The 25,542-nt window shown below is 75.5% G+C and carries 1 protein-coding gene (cut by a window edge); it reads right to left on the minus strand.

Annotated features, from left to right (window positions below; genetic code table 11):
• On the minus strand, positions 1-25,542 hold the 3' portion of the coding sequence (locus tag BJ969_RS20120; RefSeq protein ID WP_184480951.1) for a type I polyketide synthase. Its footprint extends 2,205 nt past the window's final position; only the last 25,542 of its 27,747 coding nucleotides appear in the window; the start codon falls outside the window, past its right edge — the gene reads right to left on this strand; it ends in the stop codon at positions 1-3.

Genomic DNA, 25,542 nt, shown 5'->3' on the forward strand with positions numbered 1-25,542 from the left:
TCAGTCGGTCTCGACGTCCGGTCTGGTGGCGCCGTCCAGCGCCGCCTGCACCAGGTCGTCCAGGGCCATGTCATCGATCGAGTCGTCGGTGTCGTCGCCGTCCGAGCCCTGCTGCTCGTCGGTGAGGCTCAGCAGCGAATCGAGCACTCCGGAGTCCCGCAGCCGCGACAGCGGGAGTTCCGCCAGCAGCCGCCGGATCCGCGCGTCCTCGTCGCCGGCTTCGGCCGAGTCGTTCCCGTCCACGCCGAGTTCGGCGAGCAGGTGCTCGGCGAGGTCGGCGGGAGTCGGGTGGTCGAACACGAGCGTCGCCGCCAGGCCCAGCCCGCTCGCGGTGCCGAGCCGGTTGCGCAGCTCCACCGCGGCCAGCGAGTCGAACCCGAGGTCGCGGAACGCCCGGTCCGGGCCGACGGCGTCGACCCCGGCGTGGCCGAGGATCTCCGCGCTGTGCTCCCGCACCAGGTCCAGCAGCACGTCCCGGCGCCGGGCCGGGGGCAGTTCGGCGAGCTCGTCGCGCAACGACCCGGCGGCGACCGCGGCCACCGCGGGTGCGGCGGTCTCGGCGTGGCCGGGCAGTTCGCGCAGCAGCGGGCTCGGCCGGGTCGCGGTGAACGTCCGGGCGAACCGGTCGCTCACGGCCGCGACCAGCGGTGCCGGTTCGGCACCGGCGGCCAGTTCGGTGAACGCCCGCAGCGCCAGGTCGGGGCGCATGACGTCCACGCCGCCGCGCTGGGCGCCGCTCTCGGCGTCCTGCCCGGCGGCCATGCCTTCGCCACCCCAGGCGCCCCACGCGATGGAGGTCGCGGGCAGGCCGTGGGCCTGGCGCTGCTCGGCGAGCGCGTCGAGCACCGCGTTGGCCGCCGCGTAGTTGGCCTGCCCGGCGTTGCCCACCGCGGCCGACGCCGAGGAGAACAGCACGAACGCCGCCAGGTCGTGCTCGCGGGTGAGCTCGTCGAGCAGCAGCGCGGCGCGCACCTTGGTGCGCAGCACCGCGTCGAACCGGTCCGGGGTGAGCCCGTCGAGCACGCCGTCGTCGAGCACGCCCGCCGCGTGCACCACGCCGGTCAGCGGGTGGTCGGCGGGGACGTCGGAGAGCACCGCTTCGAGCTGGTCGCGGTCGGCGACGTCGCAGGCCTCGATCGCCGCGGTGGCACCGAGTTCGGCGAGGTCGTCGCGCAGTTCCTTGGCACCGGGGGCGTCGATCCCGCTGCGGCTGAGCAGCACCAGGTGCTGCGCGCCGGTTTCGGCGAGCCGGCGGGCGACCTGCGCGCCGAGCGCGCCGGTGCCACCGGTGATCAGCACCGTGCCGGTCGGTTCCCACGGCCGCTCGGGGCGTTCCGGCGCGGGCAGCAGCCGCCGCCCGAACGCGGCGCCGGAGCGCACCGCCACCTGGTCTTCGCCGTCGTGCCCGGCGAGCACGGCGCCGAACCGGGCGGTGATCGCGTCGTCGAGCTCGGCGGGCAGGTCGACCAGCCCGCCCCAGCGGGCCGGGAGTTCGAGCGCGGCAACGCGGCCGAGGCCCCACACCCCCGCCTGCGCGGGGTTGGCAGGCGCCTCGGAGCGGCCGGTGGCGACGGCACCGCAGGTGACCGTCCACAGTGGTGCGTCGATGCCCGCGTCACCGAGGGCTTGCAGCAGGGTCGCGGTGCGTCCGGGGCCGTCGGGCACGGTGTTGCCGGTGTCGGCGGTCGCGAGCAGCGACACGACGCCGGAGACCCGCAGGCCGCGGAACCGCTCGGCCCAACCGGCCCGGTCCGCGCCCGCGACCTCGACGCGGGTCACGTCACCGAGCGGGTCGAGCAGCGCGTCCGCCCAGGCCCCGGCGCCGCCTTCGGGCAGCACCGCCAGCCACGTGCCGGACGGCCGCCCGGACAGCCCGGTCAGCGGCTTCCAGCCGAACCGGTGCCGCCACGAGTCCACGGTCGCCTGGTCCTGGTGCTGCCGGCGCCAGCCGGACAGCGCGGGCAGCACCTCGGAGAGGGCGTCGCCGGGCACGTCCAGCTTCTCGGCCAGCGAGGCGAAGTCGGCGTCGGCCACGGCGTTCCAGAACTCCTCGTCCCGGCCCGCCGAAGCGCTCGCGACCGCGGGGGCCTCGGGCTCCGGCCAGAACCGGTCGTGCTGGAACGCGTAGGTGGGCAGGTCGATCCGGCGCGCGCCGGTGCCGTCGAAGAACTCCCGCCGCAGCGGCACCGTCCCGCCGACGTGCAGCCGGGCGAGCGCCGCGACGAGCGATTCCTCCTCCGAGCGGTCCTTGCGCTGTGCGGGAACCACCTCGGCCGCACCGTCGAGCGTGCCCGTGACCAGCGCGGACAGCACCGAGTCGGGGCCGATCTCGCAGTAGGTCCGGACGCCGCGGCCTTCGAGCGCGCGCACCCCGTCGGCGAACCGCACGGCCTGGCGCACGTGGTCCACCCAGTAGGCGGGGTCGCACAGCTGCTCGGTGGTGGCGAGCTCGCCGGTCAGGTTGGACACGACGGGGATCGCCGGGGCGTCGTAGTCGACGTCCCTGGCGATGCGGCCGAAGTCCTCCAGCATGGCGTCCATCAGTGGTGAGTGAAACGCATGACTGACCCGCAAACGCCTAGTCTTGCGACCGTCGGCGGTGAAGCGCTCCGCGATCTCCCGCACACCGCCCTCGTCCCCGGCGAGCACCACCGAGTCGGGACCGTTGATCGCGGCGAGCGAGACGCGGTCGGTCAGCAGCGGCGCGACCTCGTCCTCGGTGGCCTGCACCGAGATCATCGCGCCACCCGCGGGCAGCGCCTGCATCAGGCTCGCCCGCGCCGCGACCAGCTTCACCGCGTCCGGCAACGAGAACACGCCCGCCACGTGCGCGGCGGCCAGCTCACCGATGGAGTGGCCGGTGAGGAAGTCCGGCCGCACGCCCCAGGATTCCACGAGGCGGAACAGCGCGACCTCGAACGCGAACAGCGCGGGCTGGGTGCAGCCGGTCTCGTCGAGCAGCGCGGCTTCGGCCGTGCCCGGCTCGGCGAACATGACCTCCCGCAGCGGGCGGTCCAGCACCAGGTCGAAGTGCGCCAGCACCTCGTCGAGCGCGGCGGCGAACACCGGGAACCGGGCGTGCAGCTCGCGGCCCATCCCGGCGCGCTGGCTGCCCTGCCCGGAGAACAGCAGTGCCAGCTTGCCCGGCTTGGCCCCGGTGCCCCGCAGGACGTTCCCGGCGGTGCCGCCGTCGGCGAGCGCGGTGAGCCCGGCCAGCAGTTCGGCGCGGTCCCCCGCGAGCACCGCGGCCCGGTGCTCGAAGTGGGAGCGGGTCGTGGCCAGCGAGAACGCCAGGTCCGGCAGGTCCGCAGCGGTGCCGACGAGGCGTTTCGCCTGCGCCCGCAACGCTTCCGGGGTGCGCCCGGAGAGCACCACGGGCAATGCGGCCGGTGTCGCGGTCGGCTCCGGGTTCCGCTGCTCGACGGCGGGGGCCTGTTCGAGCACCACGTGGGCGTTGGTGCCGCTGGCGCCGAACGACGACACCGCGGCGCGGCGCGGGCGGCCGGTGTCCGGCCACTCGGTGGCCGCGGTGAGCAGCTCGACCGCGCCCGCCGACCAGTCCACGTGCGTGGAGGGCCGGTCCACGTGCAGCGTCTTCGGCAGCACGCCGTGCCGCATCGCCAGCACCGTCTTGATCACTCCGGCGACGCCGGAGGCGGATTGGCTGTGGCCGATGTTGGACTTCACCGATCCCAGCAGCAGCGGGTGTTCCCGCTCCCGCCCGTAGGTCGCCAGCAGGGCCTGCGCCTCGATCGGGTCGCCCAGCGAGGTGCCGGTGCCGTGCGCCTCGACAGCGTCCACATCGGACGTTCCCAGGCCGGAACCGGCGAGCGCCTTGCGGATCACCCGCTGCTGGGACAGCCCGTTCGGCGCGGTGAGCCCGTTGGAGGCGCCGTCGGAGTTGATCGCCGAACCGCGCAGCACCGCGAGCACCTCGTGCCCGTTGCGCTGTGCGTCGGAGAGCCGCTCCACCACGAGCATGCCGACGCCCTCGGACCAGCCGGTGCCGTCGGCGGCCTCGGCGAACGCGCGGCAGCGCCCGTCCGGGGACAGCGCGCCCATCTCGCCGAACTCGACGAAGCCCACCGGGGTGGACATCACCGTCACACCGCCCGCGAGCGCCACCGAGCACTCCCCGGAGCGCAGCGCCTGCACCGCCTGGTGCAGCGCCACCAGCGAGGACGAGCACGCCGTGTCCACGGTGACCGCCGGTCCTTCCAGACCGAGGGTGTAGGCGAGGCGGCCGGAGATGAGGCTCGCGGACTGCGCGGTCTGCGCGTGCCCGACCTGGCCTGCCGGGGGCCGGTAGTCGCCGGTGCCACCGCCGACGAACACGCCGGCGTCGGTGCCGCGCAGCTCGGCCGGATCGATGCCCGCGCGCTCCCACGCCTCCCAGGCCGCTTCGAGCACGATGCGCTGCTGCGGGTCCATCACCATGGCCTCGCGCGGCGAGATGCCGAAGAAGCCGGGGTCGAAGTCGGCGACGTCGTAGAGGAATCCGCCTTCCTTCGTGGCCATCGACGCGAGGTCCCAGCCGCGGTCGGTGGGCGCGGCGCCGATGGCGTCGGTCTCCTCGACGAGCAGCCGCCACAGGTCTTCCGGCGAGCGGACGCCACCCGGGTAGCGGCAGCTCATGCCGACGATCGCGATCGGATCGTCCGCGGCGCCCACCCGCGCCGGTGCGTCGGCCACGGCCTGCTCGCCGGTGAGCTCGGCGAGCAGGTGCGCGGCGAGCGCGGTCGGCGTGGGGTGGTCGAACACGAGCGTCGCGGGCAGCGTCAGCCCGGTCCGGGCGCTGAGCGAGTTGCGCAGGTCCACGGCCGTCAGCGAGTCGAAGCCGAGGTCGCGGAACGCGAGGTCCGCCTCCACCGCGTCGGCGTCGGCGTAGCCGAGCACTTCGGCGGCGGCGGAGCGCACGAGCGCGAGGACGTGCTCGGCGCGGTCCGCCTCCCGCAGCGCGAGCAGCTCGTCGCGCAGCGAGGAGGTGTCGGCGGCACCGCTGGTCTCCAGGGCCCGCGCGGCGGCGGGGATCTCGTCGAACAGCGCGCTGCGCCTGCCGGCGGTGGCCGCGGGGGCGAACTTCTCCCAGAGCACGTCGGCGACGACCAGCGAGCTCTCCGCGCCGCCGAGGGCGTGACCGAGCGCGGTGACGGCCAGGTCCGGGGCGAGCGCGGGCAGCCCGTTGGCGCGGCGGTGCGCCGCACCGGAGTCCTCAGCGGACTCCCAGGCGCTCCACGAGATCACGAGCGCGGGCAGCCCCTGCGTCCGCCACTGCGCGGCGAGCGCTTCGAGCCGGGCTCCGTCGGCGGCGGCGTCCCGCTGGCCGCGCACTCCCCACGTGGTGGCGATCGAGGACATCAGCGCGAACGCGTCCACGTCCCGGTCGGCCAGCAGCGCGGCCAGGCCCTCGGCCTCCTCGACCGGACCGGTGTGGATCACGGCGGTGAGCGGCACCTCGCCGAGCGCCGCGGCCAGCGCGTCGCCGTCGGCGAGGTCGCCGTCCAGGACGGTCGCGGCCGGGTCCTCGGTGGTGCGGATCAGGTGTTCGGCGCCGTTGTCGGTGAGCCAGCGGCAGATCCGGTCGGCGGGTTCGCCTGCACCGGTGACCAACACCGCGCCGTGCGGGCGCCACGGCGCGCCGGTGGCCGGTGCGGGCACCAGCCTGCGCCCGTAGGCGCCGGAGGCGCGGACCGCGACCTGGTCCTCCGGCCCGGCGAGCACTCCCGCCAGCCGGTCGGCGGCGCGCGGATCGACCGCCGCAGGCAGGTCGATCAGCCCGCCCCAGCGCTCGGCTTCCTCCAGCGCGATGACCCGGCCCCGGCCCCACAGCGCGGCGGCCTCGGCGTCGGGGACCTCGGCGCGGCCGACGGCCACGGCGCCCCGGGTGAGGCACCACAGCGGCGCGGTCACGCCCGCGTCGGCGAGCGCGCTCAGCAGCGCCTCCGGGTCGGTGCCGGGCAGCGCCACGGCCGCCGCGTACCGGTCGTCGAGCTCGTGGAGGTCGTCGCCGACCTCCACGACGTCGGCGCCGGGCAGCGCGGCGAGCACGGCGGTGTTCCAGTCGGTGCCGCGCTCCCCCGCCGGGACCAGCACCAGCCACGGGCCGGTGCCCGCGCGGGCGGGTCCGATCGGCTTCCAGGTGATCGCGTGGCGCCACCCGTCCACGACGGACTGCTCGCGCCGGTTGCGGCGCCAGGTCGACAGCGCGGGCACCAGTTCGGAGAGCGCTTCGCCGTCCAGCGCCAAGGTGCCCGACAGCGATTCCAGGTCCTCCCGCTCGACGGCGGCCCAGAACTCGGCGTCCACCGGGTCCTCGGCCGTCCGGCGCGTGGCAGGCTCCGGCCAGAACCGCTCCCGCTGGAACGGGTAGGTCGGCAGCCCGACGCGCCGGGCCTCGGTCCCGGCGAAGAACGCCTCCCAGTCGATCGGCGCGCCGTGGACGTGCAGCCGGGCCAGCGCGGTGGTGAGCGCGACCTCCTCGCCGCGGTCCTTGCGCAGCACGGCCACCACCGGTTCGTCGGTGAGGACCTGCTGCGCCATCGCGGCGAGCACCCCGTCCGGGCCGAGTTCCACGAACCGGTTCACCCCGGCATCGCGCAGGGCGCGCACGCCGTCGGCGAAGCGGACGGGGCGGCGCACGTGGCGCACCCAGTACTCGGGCGAGCAGAGCTCCGCCGCGTCGGCGACGGCGCCCGTCAGGTTCGACACCACGGGGATCGTGGGCGCGGAGTAGGTGATCTCGGCGGCGACCCGGTAGAAGTCGTCGAGCATCGGGTCCATCAGCGGTGAGTGGAACGCGTGGCTCACGGTGAGCTCGCGGACCTTGCGGCCCAGCTCGGCGAAGTGCTCGCCGATGCGGCGGGCGGCGTCGGCGCCACCGGAGACGACGACCGCCTCCGGTCCGTTGATGGCGGCGATCGCCACGTCACCGGTCAGCAGCGGGGCGACCTCGTCCTCGGTGGCCTGCACCGAGACCATCGCGCCGCCTTCCGGCAGCGCCTGCATCAGTCCGGCCCGCGCGGCGACGAGCTTCACGGCGTCCGGCAACGAGAACACGCCCGCCACGTGCGCGGCGGCGAGCTCACCGATGGAGTGGCCCGCGACGTGGTCCGGGGTGAGGCCCCAGGATTCGACGAGGCGGTAGAGCGCCACCTCGATCGCGAACAGCGCCGGCTGGGTGCGGCCGGTCCGGTCCAGCAGGGCCGCGTCGGCGCTGCCGGGTTCGGCGAACAGGACTTCCCGCAGCGGGTGCTCCAGTTCGAGGTCCAGGTGCGCGAGCACCTCGTCGAGCGCGGCGGCGAACACCGGGAACCGGTCGTAGAGCTCGCGGCCCATCGCGGCGCGCTGGCTGCCCTGGCCGGAGAACAGGAACGCGGTGCGCCCGCCGGGGCCCTGGTCGACGCCCCTGGCCACTTCGGCGGCCCCGGCCGGGCCCGCCAGCAGCACGGCGCGGTGGCGCAGCGCGGCGCGGCCGGTGGCCAGCGAGTAGCCGACGTCCACTGTGGACAGATCGGAGTCCAGCGCGGTGAGCCGCCGGACCTGCTCGTCCAGCGCGGTCTTCGACCGGGCGGACACCGGCCACGGCACCACCTGCGGGCGCACCCGCGGCGCCGCGCGCTCGGTGTCGAGCTCCGGGGCCTGTTCGAGGATGACGTGCGCGTTGGTGCCGCTGACGCCGAACGCGGACACCCCGGCCCGGCGCGGACGGCCCGGCTCCGGCCACTGCTGCGCCTCGGCGAGCAGTTCGACTCCGCCGGAGCTCCAGTCCACGTGGGTGGTGGCGGTCTCGGCGTGCAGCGTCTTGGGCAGCAGCCCGTGGCGCATCGCCAGCAGCACCTTGACCACTCCGGCGACGCCCGCGGCGGCCTGGGTGTGGCCCAGGTTCGACTTGATCGCGCCGAGCCGCAGCGGCTCCTGCCGGTCGCGGCCGTAGGTCGCCAGCAGCGCCCCGGCCTCGATCGGGTCGCCGAGGGTGGTGCCGGTGCCGTGCGCTTCGACGGCGTCCACGTCGGCGGCGGTGAGGCCCGCGTCGGCGAGCGCCTGGCGGATCACCCGCTGCTGCGACGGCCCGTTCGGCGCGGTGAGCCCGTTGGAGGCGCCGTCCTGGTTGATCGCGCCGCCGCGCACCACGCCCCACACCTCGTGGCCGTGGCGGACGGCGTCGGAAAGCCGTTCCAGCACGAGGATTCCCACGCCCTCGGCCCAGGCGGTGCCGTCGGCGTCCGCGGAGAACGCCTTGCACCGGCCGTCGGGGGCCAGGCCGCTCTGGGTGCTGAACTCCACGAAGGAGTCCGGCCCGGACATCACCGACACGCCACCGGCCAGCGCCAGCGAGCACTCGCCGGAGCGCAGCGCGCCCGCCGCCCAGTGCAGCGCGACCAGCGAGGACGAGCAGGCGGTGTCCACGGTGACGGCGGGGCCTTCCAGCCCGAGCGTGTAGGAGAGCCTGCCGGACATGACGCTGGCGGTGTTGCCGGTCGCGACGTGGCCGGCCACGTCGGCGGCGGCGTCGCGCAGCAGCTGCGGGTAGTCCTGGCCGTTGGTGCCGACGAACACGCCGGTGTCGCTGCCGCGCAGCCGGTCCGGGTTGATCCCGGCGCGTTCCAGGGATTCCCAGGTGGTCTCCAGCAGCAGCCGCTGCTGCGGGTCCATCGCCAGCGCCTCCCGCGGGGAGATCCCGAAGAACGGGGCGTCGAAATCGGCCACGCCGTCGAGGAACCCGCCTTCGCGGGTGGCCGAGTCACCGGCGGCGAGCGCGTCGAGGTCCCAGCCGCGGTCGGTGGGGAACGACGTGATCGCGTCGGTGCCGTCGGCCAGCAGCGCCCACAGGTCCTCCGGCGAGCGCACACCGCCGGGGAACCGGCAGCCGATGCCGACCACGGCGATCGGGTCGTCGTCGGCCGCGCGGGCGGCCACCGCCGGACCGGCGGCGGGCAACGAGCCCAGCAGCTCCGCGAGCAGGAAGTCCCGCAGCGCCAACGGAGTCGGGTGGTCGTAGACCAGCGTCGAGGGCAGCGCCAGCCCGGTCGCCGCGGTGATCGCGTTGCGTAGTTCCACCGTGGTCAGCGAGTCGAAACCGAGGTCCTGGAACGCGCGGTCGGCGGCCACCTCGGTGGCGTCGGAGTGGCCGAGCACGGCGGCGACCTGCCCGAGCAGCAGGTCGAGCACGACCTGGCCGCGTTCGGCGTCGGGCAGCTCCACGAGCCGCGAGCGCAGCCCCTGCTCATCGGGCGCGGCGGCGGGTTCGGCCTGCGCGAGCGCGCGGACCTGCGGGATCTCGGAGATCAGCGCGCGGGCCGAGGTGAACGCGGCGGCGAACCGCTCCCAGTCGATGTCGGCGACGGCGAGCGTCGTGTCGTCCTGCTCCAGCGCCCGGCGCAGCGCGGTGATCGCCCGCTCCGGCGCCATCGGGTCGAACCCGCCCCGGCGCACCCTGCTCTGCACGGCGGCGTCGGCCATCCCGCCCTCCGCCCACGGGCCCCAGGCGATCGAGGTGGCGGTGCGGCCCGCCGCGCGCCGGGTCTCGGCGAGCGCGTCGAGCGCGGCGTTGGCGGCGGCGTAGTTGCCCTGCCCGGCGGCGCCGAAGGTGCCCGCCGTGGAGGAGAACAGCACGAACGCGTCGAGCTCCGCCTCGGCGGTGAGCTCGTCGAGGTGCCGCGCGGCGACGACCTTCGAGCGCCACACGGCGGTGAACCGCTCGGGGGTCAGCGCGTCGAGCACGCCGTCCTCGACGACCCCGGCGGTGTGGATCACCGCGCGCAGCGGGTGCTCGGCGGGGACGTCGTCGAGCACGGCGACGAGCGCGTCCCGATCGGCGGCGTCGCAGGCCGCGATCGTGACCTCCGCGCCCAGGTCGGCGAGTTCCGCGCGCAGCTCCGCCGCGCCGGGCGCGTCCGGTCCGCGTCGGCTCAGCAGCACCAGGTGCTCGGCACCGGACCGCGCGTAGAGCCGCGCGACCCGCCCGCCGAGACCACCGGTGCCGCCGGTGATGAGCACGGTTCCCCGTGCGGTGAAGGGCTTTTCGTCCTCGGCGGCGATGGGTGCGGGCAGCAGCCTGCGGGCGAACGCGCCCGACGGCCGCACCGCCACCTGGTCCTCGGGGCCGCCGAGGACCGCGGGGAGCCGGTCGAGCGCGTCGAGGTCGACGTCGATGAGGCCGCCCCAGCGGGCGGGCCGTTCGAGCGCGACGACGCGGCCGAAGCCCCACAGCGCGGCCTGCGCCGGGTCGGCGGGAACCTCGGAACGGCCGATGGCGACGGCGCCGCTGGTGAGGGTCCACAGCGGGGCGTCGATCTCGGCGTCGGCAAGCGCCTGCACGGCGGTGGCGGTCAGCAGCAGGCCCGCGGGCACCTCCGGCTCGTGCGGCTCGGTGTCCCACGCCAGCAGCGAGACCACTCCGGCGAATCCCGCCCCGGAGTCCGGGAATCCGGCGTCGACGGCCTCGGTGCGCAGCCGCCAGGCCAGCTCGGCGCGGTCTGCGCGGTGCACCTCGACGCGCACCGCGTCCGCTCCGAGCGCGGCCAGCACCCGGGCGGTCGGTTCCGCGTCGCAGGCCTGCGGGGTCAGCACCAGCCACGGTCCTGCGGGCGCGGCGTGCTCGGCGCGCACGGGGCGCCACGCGGTCCGGTACCGCCAGGAGTCGGCGGTGGCGGACTCGTGGCGCTTGCGCCGCCACGCCGACAGCGCGGGCACCATCGCCTGCACGGTGTCGCCGTCCAGGTCCAGCGTGGAGCTCAGCGCGCCGGTGTCGGCGCGTTCGACGGCGGACCAGAACTCGGCGTCCACCGGGTCGGTCGCGGCCTCGGCGGCGACGGGTTCGGGCCAGAAGCGCTTGTGCTGGAAGGCGTAGGTCGGCAGGTCCACCCGGCGCGCGCCGGTGCCCGCGAAGTACCCGTCCCAGTCGACCCGCACACCCGCGACGTGCAGGCGGGCCAGCGCGGTGGTGACGGCCTCGGTCTCGTCGCGGTCCCGGCGCAGCGCCGGTTGCAGCACCGCGTCCTCGGCGACGCTGCCGCGCGCCATGCCGCAGAGCACGCCGTCGGGCCCGAGTTCGAGGAACGTGCGCACCCCGGCGTCGGCCAGCCACCGGGCGCCGTCGGCGAAGCGCACCGCGCCGCGCACGTGCGCCACCCAGTGCTCGGCGCTGCCCAGCTGCTCGGCGGTGGCGAGCTCACCGGTCAGGGTGGACACGATCGGGATGGCCGGGTGGTGGTAGGTGAGCGATTCGGCGACGCGGCGGAAGTCGTCGAGCATCGGGTCCATCAGCGGCGAGTGGAACGCGTGGCTCACCGTGAGCCGCTTCGCCTTGCGCCCCGACTGCTCGAAGTGCTCCGCGACCGCCACCGCCTCATCGGCGTCGCCGGAGACGACGACGGACTCCGGGCCGTTGATCGCGGCGAGCGAGACCCGTTCGGTCAGCAGTGGTGCGACCTCGTCCTCGGTGGCCTGCACCGAGATCATCGCGCCGCCCTCGGGCAGCGCCTGCATCAGCCTGCCGCGCGCGGCGACCAGCGCGCACGCGTCGGGCAGCGACAGCACCCCGGCGACGTGCGCGGCGGCGAGCTCGCCGATGGAATGCCCGGCCAGGTAGTCCGGACGCCGGCCCCACGACTCGACGAGCCGGAACAGCGCCACTTCCAGCGCGAACAGCGCGGGCTGGGTGCAGGCGGTGGAGTCGAGCAGGGCGGCGTCGGCGCTGTCCGCCGCCGCGAACAGGACGTCGCGCAGCGGGGTGTCGAGCTCGGCGTCCAAGTGCGCCAGCACGTCGTCGAGCGCGTCGGCGAACACGGGGAAGCGGGCGTAGAGCTCGCGGCCCATGCCGGGGCGCTGGCTGCCCTGGCCGGTGAACAGGAAGGCGACCCGCAGGTCCCCGGATGCCTTGCCGCGCACCAGGTTCCCGGCCGGGGTGCCGTCGCGCAGGGCCGCGAGCCCGCGCCGCAGCTCCGCCGGGTCCTCGGCGATCACCGCGGCCCGGTGCTCGAACCGCCCGCGCCCGTCGGCCAACGAGAACGCGAGGTCGGTCAGCGCGAGCTCGGAACCGTCCACGTGGGACAGCAGCCGCTCGGCCTGGGCGCGCAGCGCGGCTTCGCTGCGGCCGGAGAGCACGGCGGGCACGATGCCCGCCTCCGGAGTCGGCTCCGGTTCCTCCACCGGCGGCGCCTGCTCCAGGATGGTGTGCGCGTTGGTGCCGCTGAGCCCGAACGAGGACACCGCGGCCCGGCGCGGGCGGCCCGCCTCCGGCCACGGCACCTGCTCGCCCAGCAGCTCGATCGCGCCGGAACCCCAGTCCACGTGCGAGGACGGCTCGTCGACGTGCAGCGTCTTCGGGACGGTGCCGTGCCGCAGCGCCTGCACCATCTTGATCACGCTGGCGACGCCGGAGGCCATCTGCGCGTGCCCGATGTTGGACTTGATCGACCCCAGCAGCAGCGGGTTGTCCCGCTCCTGGCCGTAGGTCGCCAGCAGCGCCTGCGCCTCGATCGGGTCGCCCAGCGCGGTGCCGGTGCCGTGGCCTTCGAGCACGTCGACCTCGGCGGGCGCGATGCCCGCGTTGGCGAGCGCCGCGCGGATGACGCGCTGCTGCGACGGCCCGTTCGGCGCGGTCAGCCCGTTGGAGGCGCCGTCCTGGTTGATCGCCGACCCGCGCACCACCGCCAGCACCGGGTGCCCGTTGCGGCGCGCGTCGGACAGGCGCTCCACCAGCACCAGGCCGATGCCCTCGGCGAGGCTCATGCCGTCGGCGGCCTCGGAGTACGCCTTGCACCGGCCGTCGACGGCCATCGCGCGCTGGCGGCTGAAGCCGATGAACGCGCTCGGCGTGGACATCACCGACACGCCGCCGGCCAGCGCCAGCGAACTCTCCCCGTTGCGCAGCGACTGGCACGCCAGGTGCAGCGCCACCAGCGAGGACGAGCACGCGGTGTCCAGCGTGACCGCCGGTCCCTCCAGGCCGAACAGGTACGACACCCGCCCGGACAGGATGCTGGAGAGCGCCCCGGTGATCATGTGGCCTTCGGAGCCGTCCGAGGCGTGGGCGTTGTAGTCCTGGTAGCTCGCGCCGATGAACGCCCCGGTGAGGCTGCCGCGCAGCGATGCCGGGTCGATGCCGGCGCGCTCGAAGGACTCCCACGCGGTTTCCAGCAGCAACCGCTGCTGCGGGTCCATCGCGAGCGCTTCGCGCGGGGAGATGCCGAAGAACTCCGCGTCGAAGTCGGCCACGTCGTGCAGGAACCCGCCCTGCGTGGAGTACGTCTTGCCCTGCCGGTCCGGGTCGGGGTCGTAGATCCCCTCGGCGTCCCAGCCGCGGTCGGCGGGGAACCCGGAGATCACGTCCGCGCCGCGCAGCACCAGGTCCCACAGCCGCTCCGGCGAGTCGACCCCGCCCGGGTAGCGGCAGCTCATGCCGACGATGGCGATGGGCTCGTCGTCGACGGGCCGCACCGCGGTCGTCGTGGCGGTGACGGTGGCACCGGCGATCTCGGCCCGCAGGAACTCCACCAGCGCCAGCGGGTTCGGGTGGTCGAAGACCATCGTGCTCGGCAGCGTGAGCCCGGTAGCGGCGGCGATCCGGTTGCGCAGGTCGACGGCGGTAACCGAGTCGAACCCGACGTCGCGGAACGCGCGCTGCTCGCCGAGCGCGTCGGAGGAGGTGTGCCCGAGCGCGGTCGCCGCCTCGGAGCGCACCAGGTCCAGCAGCATCCTGCTCTGCTCGGTGGCGGGCAGCGCGCGGATCCGGGCGGCGAACTCGCCGCCCGCGACGGTGCCGGTCTGCTCGGCCTGCTGCTGCTCGATGCGGCGGACCTCGGGGATCTCGCCGAACAGCGCGGTGGGCCGGGCCGCGGCGAACACCGGGTAGTAGCGCTCCCAGTCCACGTCGGCGACCGCGAGCGCGGTGTCGTCGTGGTCGAGGGCGCCGCGCAACCCGGCGAGCGCGAGCTCCGGGTTCATGAACACGAGGCCGCTGCGGCGGATAGCGTCCGGGTCGACGCGGCCGAGCTTCTGGTCGTCGGCCCAGATGCCCCACGACACGGAGGTGGCGGGCAGGCCGCGCGCCCGGCGGTTCTCGGCGAGCGCGGCCAGGTAGGCGTTGCCCGCGACGTAGGCGGCGTGCTGCCCGCTGCCCCACATCCCGGCGGTGGAGGAGAACAGCACGAACGCGTCGAGCTCAGCGGGGAGCAGTTCGTCGAGGTGCTGCGCGCCGACGACCTTCGCCCGGAGGACGTCGGCGAAGGACTCCGGGGTTACCTCGTCGATGGCCTGCAGGCCGATGAACGCCGCGGTGTGCAGCACGGTGCGCACGGTGCGACCGTCGGATTCCAGCCGTGCCAGCAGGTTCCGCACCGATCCCCGGTCGCCGAGGTCGCAGGGCAGCATCTCCGCGGAGGCGCCCAGTTCGGCGAGCTCGTCGAGCAGCTCGGTCGCGCCGGGCGCGTCGGCGCCGCGGCGGCTGGTGAGCACCAGGTGCTCGGCGCCCTGCTCCGCCAGCCAGCGCGCCAGGTGCGGGGCGAGGGTGCCGGTGCCGCCGGTGATCAGGGTGGTGCCGCGCGGGCTCCAGTCCTTCGCGGGCGCGCGGTCCCCGATGGGGGCGCGCACGACGCGGCGCGCGAACACGCCGGAGGCGCGCAGGGCGAGCTGGTCCTCGGTCGAGGAGGCCAGTGCGGACGCGAGCCGCTGCCCGGCGCGCTCGTCGAGCTCGGCGGGCAGGTCCAGCACGCCGCCCCAGCGCTGCGGGTGCTCCAGCGCGGCGGTCCAGCCGAGGCCGTGCACCTGCGCCTGGACGGGGTTGGTGACCTGCTCGGAGCGGGTGGTGGCGACGGCGCCGCGGGTGAGCGCCCACAGCGGGGCGTCGATCCCGTCGAGCGCTTGGACCAGGCTCACGCTCAACGCGAGGCCGAGCGCGAGTTCGGGGTGCGCGGTGCTGGGCCGCTCGGCGAGCGCGAGCAGCGACACCACCCCGGCCGGTTCCTCGTCGTCGCCGGTGAGGCGCTCGGCGAGAACGGCCCGGTCGAGGCAGGACTCGTCGAGTTCGACGCGGCGCACCGCCGCGCCGTTCGCGGTGAGCGCCGCGACGACGTCGGTGTCGTCCACGCCGTCGGCGGTGACCACGAGCCAGGTCCCGGCGATCGAACCGTTTCCGTTGCCGCTCAACGGCTTCCAGGTGACCCGGTACCGCCACGAGTCCACGGTGGAGGACTCGGTGCGGCTGCGGCGCCAGGACGACAGCGCGGGCAGCACCGCGGCCAGCGAGTCCTCGTCCACGTCGAGACGGTCGGTCAGCGAACCGAGGTCCTGCTGCTCGACCGCCTCCCAGAACTCGGCCTCCGCGGCGTCGGCGGTCGCGGCGAGCTGCGGGGCGGCGGGCAGCGCCCACAGGTGCTCGTGCTGGAAGGCGTAGGTCGGCAGGTCCACCCGCCGCGCGCCGGTGCCGTCGAGCACCGGCGACCAGTCCACCGCGACTCCGTGCGCGAACAGCTCACCGGCGGAGAGCAGGAACCGGTCCAGGCCGCCCTGGTCGCGGCGCAGCGTGGCACCGGTGATGGCGGGCGCCCCCGCCTGCTCCACCGTCTCCTGCACGCTGAAGCTCAGCACCGGGTGCGAGCTGACCTCGACGAACACGCCGTGCTGCTGCTCGGCCAGCGCCCGCACGGCCGGTTCGAACTCGACGGTGCGGCGCAGGTTGCGGTACCAGTAGGCGGCGTCCATGCCGGAGGTGTCGAGCCAGTCCCCGGTGACGGTGGAGAAGAACGGCACCGCGGATTCGACGGGTTGCACCGGCGCGAGCACGTCGAGCAGTTCCGCTTCGATGGCTTCGACGTGCGCGGAGTGCGAGGCGTAGTCCACCGCGACCCGGCGGGCCCGGACCTCCTCGGCGGTGAGCTGCTCGTGCAGGACGTCCAGGGCCGCCGGGTCGCCGGAGACGACGACGGAGCGCGGCCCGTTGATCGCCGCGATCGAGACGCCCGCGCCGAGGCGGTCCTCGACCTCGGCGGCGGGCAGCGCGATCGACATCATGCCGCCCGCTCCGGCGAGGCCGCGGGCGATGGCCTGGCTGCGCAGCGCCACGACCCGCGCGGCGTCCGGCAGCGACAGCGCGCCGGAGACGCAGGCCGCGGCGATCTCGCCCTGGGAGTGGCCGACGACGGCGTCCGGGCGCACGCCGTGGTGCTCCCACAGCGCGGCCAGCGACACCATCACGGCGAACGAGGCGGGCTGCACCACGTCGACGCGTTCCAGCGAGGGAGCGCCGTCGGCTTCGCGCAGCACGTCGAGCAGCGACCAGTCGACGAACTCGGCCAGCGCGGCGGCGCACTCGGCGAGCCGCGCGGCGAACACCGGCGACTCGTCGAGCAGCCGGGCGCCCATGCCCGCCCACTGCGAGCCCTGGCCGGGGAACACGAAGACGGTGCGCCCGCTCTCGGCGGCGGTCGCCTGCGCGACGCCGGTGGCCGGGCGGCCCGCGGCGAACTCGGCGAGGCCGTCGCGCAGCACGGCGTCGTCGCCGACGAACACGGCGCGGTGCTCGAACAGCGCGCGCGAGGTGAGCAGCGAGTGCGCGACGTCCACCGCGCGAAGACCGTCCACTTCGGACGCGAGTCGGGCGGCTTGGGCACGCAGCGCGGGTTCGGTGCGCGCGGACAGCACCCACGGCACCGGACCGGCCGCGGCGGAGTCGACCACCGGCGCCTGGACGGGTTCGGGTTCCGGCGCCTGTTCCAGCACGGTGTGCACGTTGGTGCCGCTGATGCCGAACGAGGACACCCCGGCCCGGCGCGGTCCGCCGGTCTCCGGCCACGCGGTGTTCTCGTGCAGCAGCGAGACGGTGCCCGCGGACCAGTCGATGTGCGAGGACGGCGTCTCGGCGTGCAGCGTGCGCGGCAGCACGCCGTGGCGCATCGCCAGCACCATCTTGATCACGCTGACCACGCCGGAGGCGGACTGGGTGTGGCCCAGGTTGGACTTCACCGAGCCCAGCAGCAGCGGAGTCGCCGGGTCGCGGTCGCGGCCGTAGGTGTTCTGCAGCGCCTGCGCCTCGATCGGGTCGCCGAGCGAGGTGCCGGTGCCGTGCGCCTCCACCACCTGGACGTCCGATGTGGACAGATCGGCGTTCGCCAGCGCCTGCTGGATGACGCGCTGCTGCGACGGGCCGTTCGGCGCGCTCAGGCCGTTCGAGGCGCCGTCCTGGTTCACCGCGCTGCCGCGCACCACGGCGAGCACCTCGTGGCCGTGGCGACGGGCGTCGGAGAGCCGTTCCACCAGCAGCAGGCCCACGCCTTCGGACAGCGTCATGCCGTCGGCCTCGTCGGAGAACGCCTTGCAGCGCCCGTCCTGGGCCAGCGCGCGCTGACTGCTGAACGCGATGAACGCCGCCGGGTCCGCCATCACGGTCGCGCCACCGGCCAGCGCGAGGTCGCTCTCGCCGTTGCGCAGCGACTGGCACGCCAGGTGCAGCGCCACCAGCGAGGACGAGCAGGCGGTGTCCACGGTGACCGCCGGGCCTTCCAGCCCGAACAGGTAGGAGAGCCGACCGGACAGCACGCTCGGGCTGGTCCCGGTGACCATGTGGCCCTCGGAGCCCTCGGCGGAACCGCTGCCGTAGTCCTGGAAGCTCGATCCGATGTAGGTGCCGGTGCGGCTGCCGTGCAGCGTGCCGGGGTCGATGCCGGCGCGCTCGAAGGACTCCCACGCCGTCTCCAGCAGCAGCCGCTGCTGCGGGTCCATGGACAGCGCTTCGCGCGGGGAGATGCCGAAGAACGCCGGGTCGAATTCGCCCGCGTCGTGCAAGAATCCGCCCTGCGTGGAGTAGGTGGTGCCGGGCCGGTCCGGGTCCGGGTCGTAGAGCCGGTCGCCGTCCCAGCCGCGGTCCACGGGGAAGTCGGAGATCGCGTCGACGCCCTCGGAGATCAGCTCCCAGAACCGCTCCGGGGTGTCCGCGCCGCCGGGGAAGCGGCAGGCCATGCCGACGATCGCGATGGCCTCTCCGCTGTCGGCGGACGCGGCCGACACGCGCGCGGCGCCGCCGGAGGCGCCGAGCAGTTCGGTGCGCAGGTGCGCGGCGAGCGCCTGCGCGCTCGGGTAGTCGAAGGCCATCGTGCTGGGCAGCGCGAGGCCGGTGGCGCCCGCGATGCGCTTGCGCAGTTCGACGGCGGTGAGCGAGTCGAAGCCGATGTCGCGGAACGCGCGGCGTTCCGGCACCGCGTCGGCACCGGAGTGCCCGAGCACGGCGGCGGCCTCCGCCCGCACCAGGTCCAGCAGCAGCCGCAGCTGCCCGTCCTCGTCGAGCCCGCGCAGCCGGGCGGCGAACTCGCCGTCCGCTTCGGCGGCGGGCTGCTCCAGCGCGCGCACCTCGGTGAGCTCGGACAGCAGCGCGCTGGGGCGGCCCGCGGTGAAGATCGGGTGGTACCGCGCCCAGTCCACGTCGGCGACGGTCACGGCGACGTCGCGGTGCGCGATGGCGCGGCGGAGTTCGGCGAGCGCGGCACCGGGAGCCAGCATGCCGAGCCCGGTGCGGCGCAGGTTCTCCGCCATGGCCTCGTCGGTGGCCATGCCGGCTTCGGCCCACGGGCCCCAGGCGAGGGCGGTGGCGGCGAGGCCGCGCGCCCTGCGGTGCTCGGCGAGCGCGTCGAGCTGCGCGTTCGCCGCCGCGTAGGCGCTCTGCCCGCCGCTGCCCCAGCTCCCGGCGACCGAGGACAGCAGCACGAAGAAGTCGAGCGCGCGGTCCCCGAGCAGCGCGTCCAGGTTCGCCGCGCCCGCGACCTTCGCGGACACCACGGTCGCGAACTCGTCGAGATCGGTGGTGTGCAAGGGATTCGCCTGGCCGATGCCCGCCGCGTGCACCACGCCGGTCAGCGGGTGCGCGTCGGGAATCTCGGCCAGCAGCGCCGCGAGCGCGTCGCGGTCGGCGACGTCGCAGGCGGCCAGGTGCACGTCGGTGCCGAGTTCGCGGAGTTCTTCGGCGAGTTCCGCGGCGCCCGGGGCGTCCGGGCCGCGGCGGCTGGTCAGCACCAGCCGGTCCGCCCCGGCCGCCGCGAACGAGCGCGCGATCTCGGCGCCGAGCGCGCCGGTGCCGCCGGTGATGAGCACGGTGCCGGACGGCGCGAACTCGCCCGCCGACTCCGCGATCGGGTGGTGCAGCAGCCTGCGCCCGGACACCCCGGAGGCCCGCACGGCGATCTGGTCCTCGTCGCCGATGCCGGCGAGCGCGCAGGCCAGCCGGGCGGCGGACTGCCGGTCCAGCTCCGCGGGCAGGTCGACGAGACCGCCCCACGCGCGGGGCCGCTCCAGCGCGACCACGCGCCCGAGACCCCAGGTCGCGGCCTGCGCCGGGTTCGCGAGCGGGTCGTCCGACCCGGTCGACACCGCCCCCCTAGTGATCATCCACAGTGGAGCGTTCAGGTCGAGATCGCCCAACGCCTGCGCCAGCACGGCGTTGTGCGCCAGTCCGGTGGTGAGCGCCAGTCCGGTGGTGAGCGCAGCGCCGTGCGGTCGCTCGTCGGCGGCCAGCAGCGACACCACGCCCGCGACGTCCTCGACGCCGCCGAGCCGCGCCGCCAGCACCTCCCGGTCCGCGCAGTCGTCGTCGAGCACCAGCTCGCGGACCTGCGCGCCGTGCGCCTGCACCGCGTCGGCCACGTCGTCGGAGGCGACCTCGGCGGTGCTCACCAGCAACCACGTGCCGGTCAGCACGGCGGGTGCGGGCGTGCTCAGCGGACGCCAGTCCACGCGGTAGCGCCACGAGTCCAGCAGCGCCTTCTCGTGCCTGCCTTGGCGCCACGAGGCCAGCGCGGGCAGCAGCGCGTACAGCGAGGCGTGCTGGGAGTCCTCCAGGCCGAGCAGGTCGGCGAGCTCGTCGGCGGCCCCGCGGTCCACGGCCGCCCACAGCCGGTCGTCGGCCGGGTCGCTCGCGGGTGCTGCGGACGCGTGCTCCGGCCAGTACCGCTCGCGCTGGAACGCGTAGGTGGGCAGGTCGACGCGACGCGCGTCCGGGTGCAGCGCGGCCCAGTCCACCGGGACGCCGCGCACGTGCAGCCGGGCCAGCGCCGTGGTCGCGGCGAGCTCCTCGGCGCGGTCGGCGCGCAGCGCGGGCACGAACTCGGCCTCGTCGCCCAGGACGTCCTGGGCCATCGCGCTGAGCACGCCGTCCGGGCCCAGCTCCAGGAAGGTGCGGGCGCCCGCGTCGGCCATGGCGCGCACGCCGTCGGCGAAGCGGACGGTGGCGCGGACGTGCTCGACCCAGTACTCCGGCGTGCGCACCTCGTCTCCCGCGAAGGCGCCGGTCACGTTGGACACCAGCGGGATCGCCGGGGCGTGGTAGGTGAGCCCGGCCGCGACCTCGCGGAACTCGTCGAGCATCCCGTCCATCAGCGGGGAGTGGAACGCGTGGCTCACGGTGAGCCGCTTGGTCTTGCGGTCGGCGAACCGGGCGGCGAGCGCGGTGACCTCGTCGTCGGCGCCGGAGAGCACGACCGAGCTCGGGCCGTTGACCGCCGCGATCGAGACCTGCTCGGTCAGCAGCGGCGCGACCTCGTCCTCGGTGGCCTGCACGGCGATCATCGCGCCCCCGGCGGGCAGCGCCTGCATCAGCCGGGCGCGGGCGGCGACCAGGGCGCACGCGTCGGGCAGCGACAGCACGCCCGCCACGTGGGCGGCGGCGAGCTCGCCGATGGAGTGCCCGGCGAGCTGCGCGGGCACCGCGCCGTGCGATTCGACGAGCCGGTACAGCGCCACTTCCAGGGCGAACAGCGCGGGCTGGGCGTAGCCGGTCTCGTCCAGCAGCGCGGCCTCGGCGGTGTCCGGTTCGGCGAACAGCACCTCCCGCACCGGGCGCTCGAACTCGGCGTCGAAGTGCGCGAGCACCGCGTCCAGCGCGGCGGCGAACACCGGGTACCGGGCGTGCAGCTCGCGGCCCATCCCGGCGCGCTGGCTGCCCTGGCCGGTGAACAGCACCACCAGGCGGCCCGCGTCACCGGTCTCCCCCGCCACCACGGCGGGGTCCGGCCGGTCGGCGGCCAGCGACCGCAGCGAGGCCAGCAGGTCCGCCCGGTCCGAGCCGAGCACGGCGGCCCGCTGCTCGAACGCGGGGCGGGTGGTGGCCAGCGAGAACCCGACGTCCACCGGCGAGCGCTCGGGGTCGGCCTCCAGCGCGGAGACCAGGCGCGCGGCCTGCGAGCGCAGGGCGGCGCGGGTCTTGCCGGACAGCGGCCACGCGACCACGGAGTCCGGCGCGGTGCGCGGCTCGGGCTGCTCCACGGGTCCCGGCTGTTCGAGGATCAGGTGCGCGTTGGTGCCGCTGATGCCGAACGACGACACGCCCGCGCGGCGCGGGTGGTCGGACTCCGGCCAGGAGGTCTCGGCGGTGAGCAGTTCCACCGCTCCCGAGTCCCAGTCCACGTGCCCGGACGGGGTGTCGGCGTGCAGGGTGCGGGGCAGCACGCCGTGCCGCATCGCCTGCACCATCTTGATCACGCCGGCGACGCCCGCGGCGGCCTGGGTGTGGCCGATGTTGGACTTGATCGCGCCCAGCAGCAGCGGGTTCTCCCGCTCCTGCCCGTAGGTCGCCAGCAGCGCCTGGGCTTCGATCGGATCGCCGAGCGAAGTGCCGGTGCCGTGCGCCTCCACCACGTCGACGTCCGAAGCAGCCAGATCGGCGGCGGCGAGCGCCTGCCGGATGACGCGCTGCTGCGACGGGCCGTTCGGCGCCGTCAGGCCGTTGGAGGCGCCGTCCTGGTTGACCGCGCTGCCGCGCACCACCGCGAGGACTTCGTGCCCGTTGCGACGCGCGTCGGAAAGCCGCTCCAGCAGCAGCATCCCGACGCCCTCGGCCCAGCCGACGCCGTCGGCGTCGTCCGAGAACGCCTTGCAGCGCCCGTCGGTGGACAGGCCGCGCTGCCGGGAGAACTCGATCAGCGACGCGGGGGTGGACATGACGGTGACACCACCGGCGAGCGCCAGCGAGCACTCCCCGGCCCGCAGCGCCTGCATCGCCCAGTGCATCGCCACCAGCGAGGACGAGCACGCGGTGTCCACGGTGACCGCCGGGCCTTCCAGCCCCAGCGTGTAGGACACCCGCCCGGAGGCGATGCTCGGCGAGGTGCCGCTGCCCTGGTGGCCTTCGAAGTCACCGCCCGCCAGGACCGCGCTGTAGTCGTTGTACATCACCCCGGCGAACACGCCGGTCCGGCTGCCGCGCAACGAGTTCGGGTCGATCCCGGCGCGCTCCACGGCCTCCCAGGACGACTCCAGCAGCAACCGCTGCTGCGGGTCCGTGGACAGCGCCTCGCGGGGGCTCATGCCGAAGAACGCCGGGTCGAACTCCGCCGCGTCGTGCAGGAAACCGCCGGAACGGGTGTAGGAGGTGCCGGGCGCGTCCGGGTCCGCGTCGTAGAGCGCGTCCAGGTCCCAGCCCCGGTTCACGGGGAACCCGGTGATCGCGTCGGTGCCCTCGGACACCAGCCGCCACAGGTCTTCCGGCGAGGACACCCCGCCCGGATACCGGCAGGCCATGCCCACGATCACGATCGGATCGCCGGACACCGCCACCCCGGCGGTGTCGTCGGTTTCGGACTCCGCGCCGAGCAGTTCGTCGCGCACGTGCGCGGCCAGCGCCCGCGCCGTCGGGTAGTCGAACACCACGGTCGCCGAGGTGCGCAGGCCGGTGGCCGTGGCCAGCCGGTTGCGCAGCTCCACCGCCGTCAGCGAGTCGAAACCGAGGTCCTGGAACGCGCGCTCCGGGTCGATGTCGGCGGCGCCACCGTGCCCGAGCACCGCGGCGACCTGGCTGCGCACCAGTTCCAGCACCGCCTCGGCGCGTTCCGCCGCGCCCAGGCCGCTGAGCCGCTGCACCAGTCCCGCCGCCTTGCCGGAGGCGGTGCGCGCCGCGCGCCGCCCCGGGGTGCGGATCAGGCCGCGCAGGAACGCGGGGGTGGCGCCGCGCGAACGCAGCACCGGCAGGTCCAGCCGCACCGGCAGCAGCACCGCGTCGCCGGTGCGCAGCGCCGCGTCGAACAGGGCGATGCCCTGCTCCGGGTCCAGCGGCGGGGTGCCCGCGGTGGTGAGGCGGCGCAGGTCGGTCTCGCTGAGCGCGCCCGTCATGCCACCGGTCGAGGCCCACGGCCCCCAGGCCAGCGACACGGCCGGGAGTCCCTGCGCACGCCGGTGCTCGGCGAGCGCGTCGAGGAACGCGTTGGCCGCGGAGTAGTTCGCCTGCCCGGCGGCGCCGACGGCACCGGCCAGCGAGGAGAACGTGATGAACGCGGCGAGGTCGTGCTCGCGGGTGAGTTCGTGCAGGTGCCAGGCGGCATCGACCTTCGGGCGCAGCACCGCGTCGAGCCGTTGCGCCGTCAGCGATCCCAGCACCCCGTCGTCGAGCACCCCGGCGGTGTGGATCACCGCGGTGAGCGGGTGTTCGGCGGGCACGTCGGCCAGCAACGCGGCCAGCGCATCCCGGTCGGCGGCGTCGCAGGCGGCGACCCGCACGTCGGCGCCGTGCTCGGCGAGCTCGGCCACGAGCGCGTCGATGCCGTCGGAGGCGGGGCCGCGGCGGCTGCTCAGCACCAGGTGCCGCACGCCCCGCTCGGTGACCAGGTGGCGGGCGAACAGCGCGCCGAGCCCGCTGGTGCCACCGGTGATGAGCACCGTCCCGGCCGGGTCCCACGACGCGGTATCGGTGTCGGGCGCCGCGGCGCGGGCGACGCGCGCGGCGAGCAGCCGACCGTCCTGAACGGACAGCTGCGGTTCGTCGGCGAAGCCGAGCGCCTGCTCCAGCTGCGCCTCGGCCTCGGTGCCGGCGAGGTCGACCAGGCCGAAGCGGCCGGGAGTCTCGGCCTGCGCCGTGCGGATCAGGCCCCACACCGCCGCCGCGGCCAGGTCGGTTCCCGCGCGAGCGCCGCGCGTGACGAAGACCAGCCGCGCGTCGTGCTCCTGGTCGAGCCAGGTCTGGGCGAGTTCCAGCGCCCGCGCCGACAGCGCGTGCACCGCCTCCGGCGTCGAGTCGTCCGGGGAACCGAGGTGCGCCACGACGACCTCGGTGTCCTCCGGAACCGAAGCGAGGTCCGCGACCGGAACCCCGAGCGCACCGGCGTCCGCGGCCGAGCCCAGCACGGCGATCGAGCCGGGCGCCGCGGCGCGCGTCGAGATCGGCGTCCAGTCCAGCCGGAACAGCGCGTCCCGCTCCGGGGCGTCCAGGCGCTGATCGGCGACGGGCCGCAGCACCAGCGACTCCACCGAGGCGACGGGCGCCCCGGACGGGTCGGCGACCGCCAGCGACACCGCGTCGTCCGCGGCGCGAGCCAGCCGCACCCGCACGGTGGACGCACCGGTGGCGTGCAGCGTCACGCCCTCCCAGGAGAACGGCAGCCCGCCCCGGTTCTGCTCGCCGAGCCCGGTGAACGCGGCGGCGTGCAGCGTCGCGTCGAGCAGCGCCGGGTGCACCCCGAACGCGCCCGCCTCGGAACGCGCCGAGTCCGGCAGCTCCACCTCGGCGAACACCTCGTCGCCGCGCCGCCAGGCGGCGCGCAGGCCCTGGAACACCGGCCCGTAGCCGAATCCGTCGGCGGCGAGCCGTTCGTAGTGCCCGTCGAGCTCCACCCGCTGCGCACCGGCGGGCGGCCACTCCGGGCCGAAGTCGGCGGGCTCGTCCTGCTCGGCGGCGGTGAGCACACCGGTGGCGTGCCGCGTCCACGGCTGCTCGTCCGCGCCGTCCGGGCGCGAGTAGAGGCTCAGCTCGCGGCGCCCGGTCTCGTCGGGGCCGCCGAGCCACACCTGCACCTGCACCGCGCCCTGCTCGGGCAGGACCAGCGGCGCGGCCAGCGTCAGCTCCTCGACGCGGTCGCAGCCGGTCTCGTCCCCGGCGCGCAGCGCGAGCTCCACGAAAGCGGTGCCCGGCAGCAGGATCGTGCCGCCGACGGCGTGCTCGGCCAGCCACGGGTGCGACCGCACCGAGAGCCTGCCGGTGAGCAGCACCCCGTCCGAGTTCGCCAGCGCCACCGCCGCCGCCAGCAGCGGGTGGTGCGCGGCGCCGAGCCCGGCGGAGCGGACGTCGCCGTCCGCGCGCGGGCCCTTCGGCCAGAAGCGGCGGCGCTGGAACGCGTAGGTGGGCAGCTGCACCCGGCTCGCGCCGGTGGCGGCGAAGAACTCCGCCCAGTCCGGTGCCGTGCCGGTGACGTGCAGCTCCGCGAGCGCGCGCGTGACGGCCGCGACCTCCGGCCGGTCGCCGCGCAGCAGCGGGCTGATCACCGCGTCCGGCCGCGCGTCGAGGTTGCCCGGCACCATGGCGCTGAGCACCCCGTCCGGGCCCAGTTCCAGGAACGAGCGCACGCCGTGCTCGTCGAGCCAGCGCACGGCGTCGCCGAACCGCACGGCGCGGCGCGCGTGCGCCACCCAGTGGTCGGGGTCGGCCAGTTCCTGCACGGTGGCGGGCTCGCCGGTGAGCGTGGACACCAGCGGCAGCAGCGGTTCCTGCGGTGCCAGCCCGGCCACGACGGCGCGGAACTCGTCGAGCATCGGGTCCATCAGCGGCGAGTGGAACGCGTGGCTCACCGTGAGCCG

This window comes from Saccharopolyspora gloriosae (assembly GCF_014203325.1).
GTDB classification, from domain to species: domain Bacteria; phylum Actinomycetota; class Actinomycetes; order Mycobacteriales; family Pseudonocardiaceae; genus Saccharopolyspora_C; species Saccharopolyspora_C gloriosae.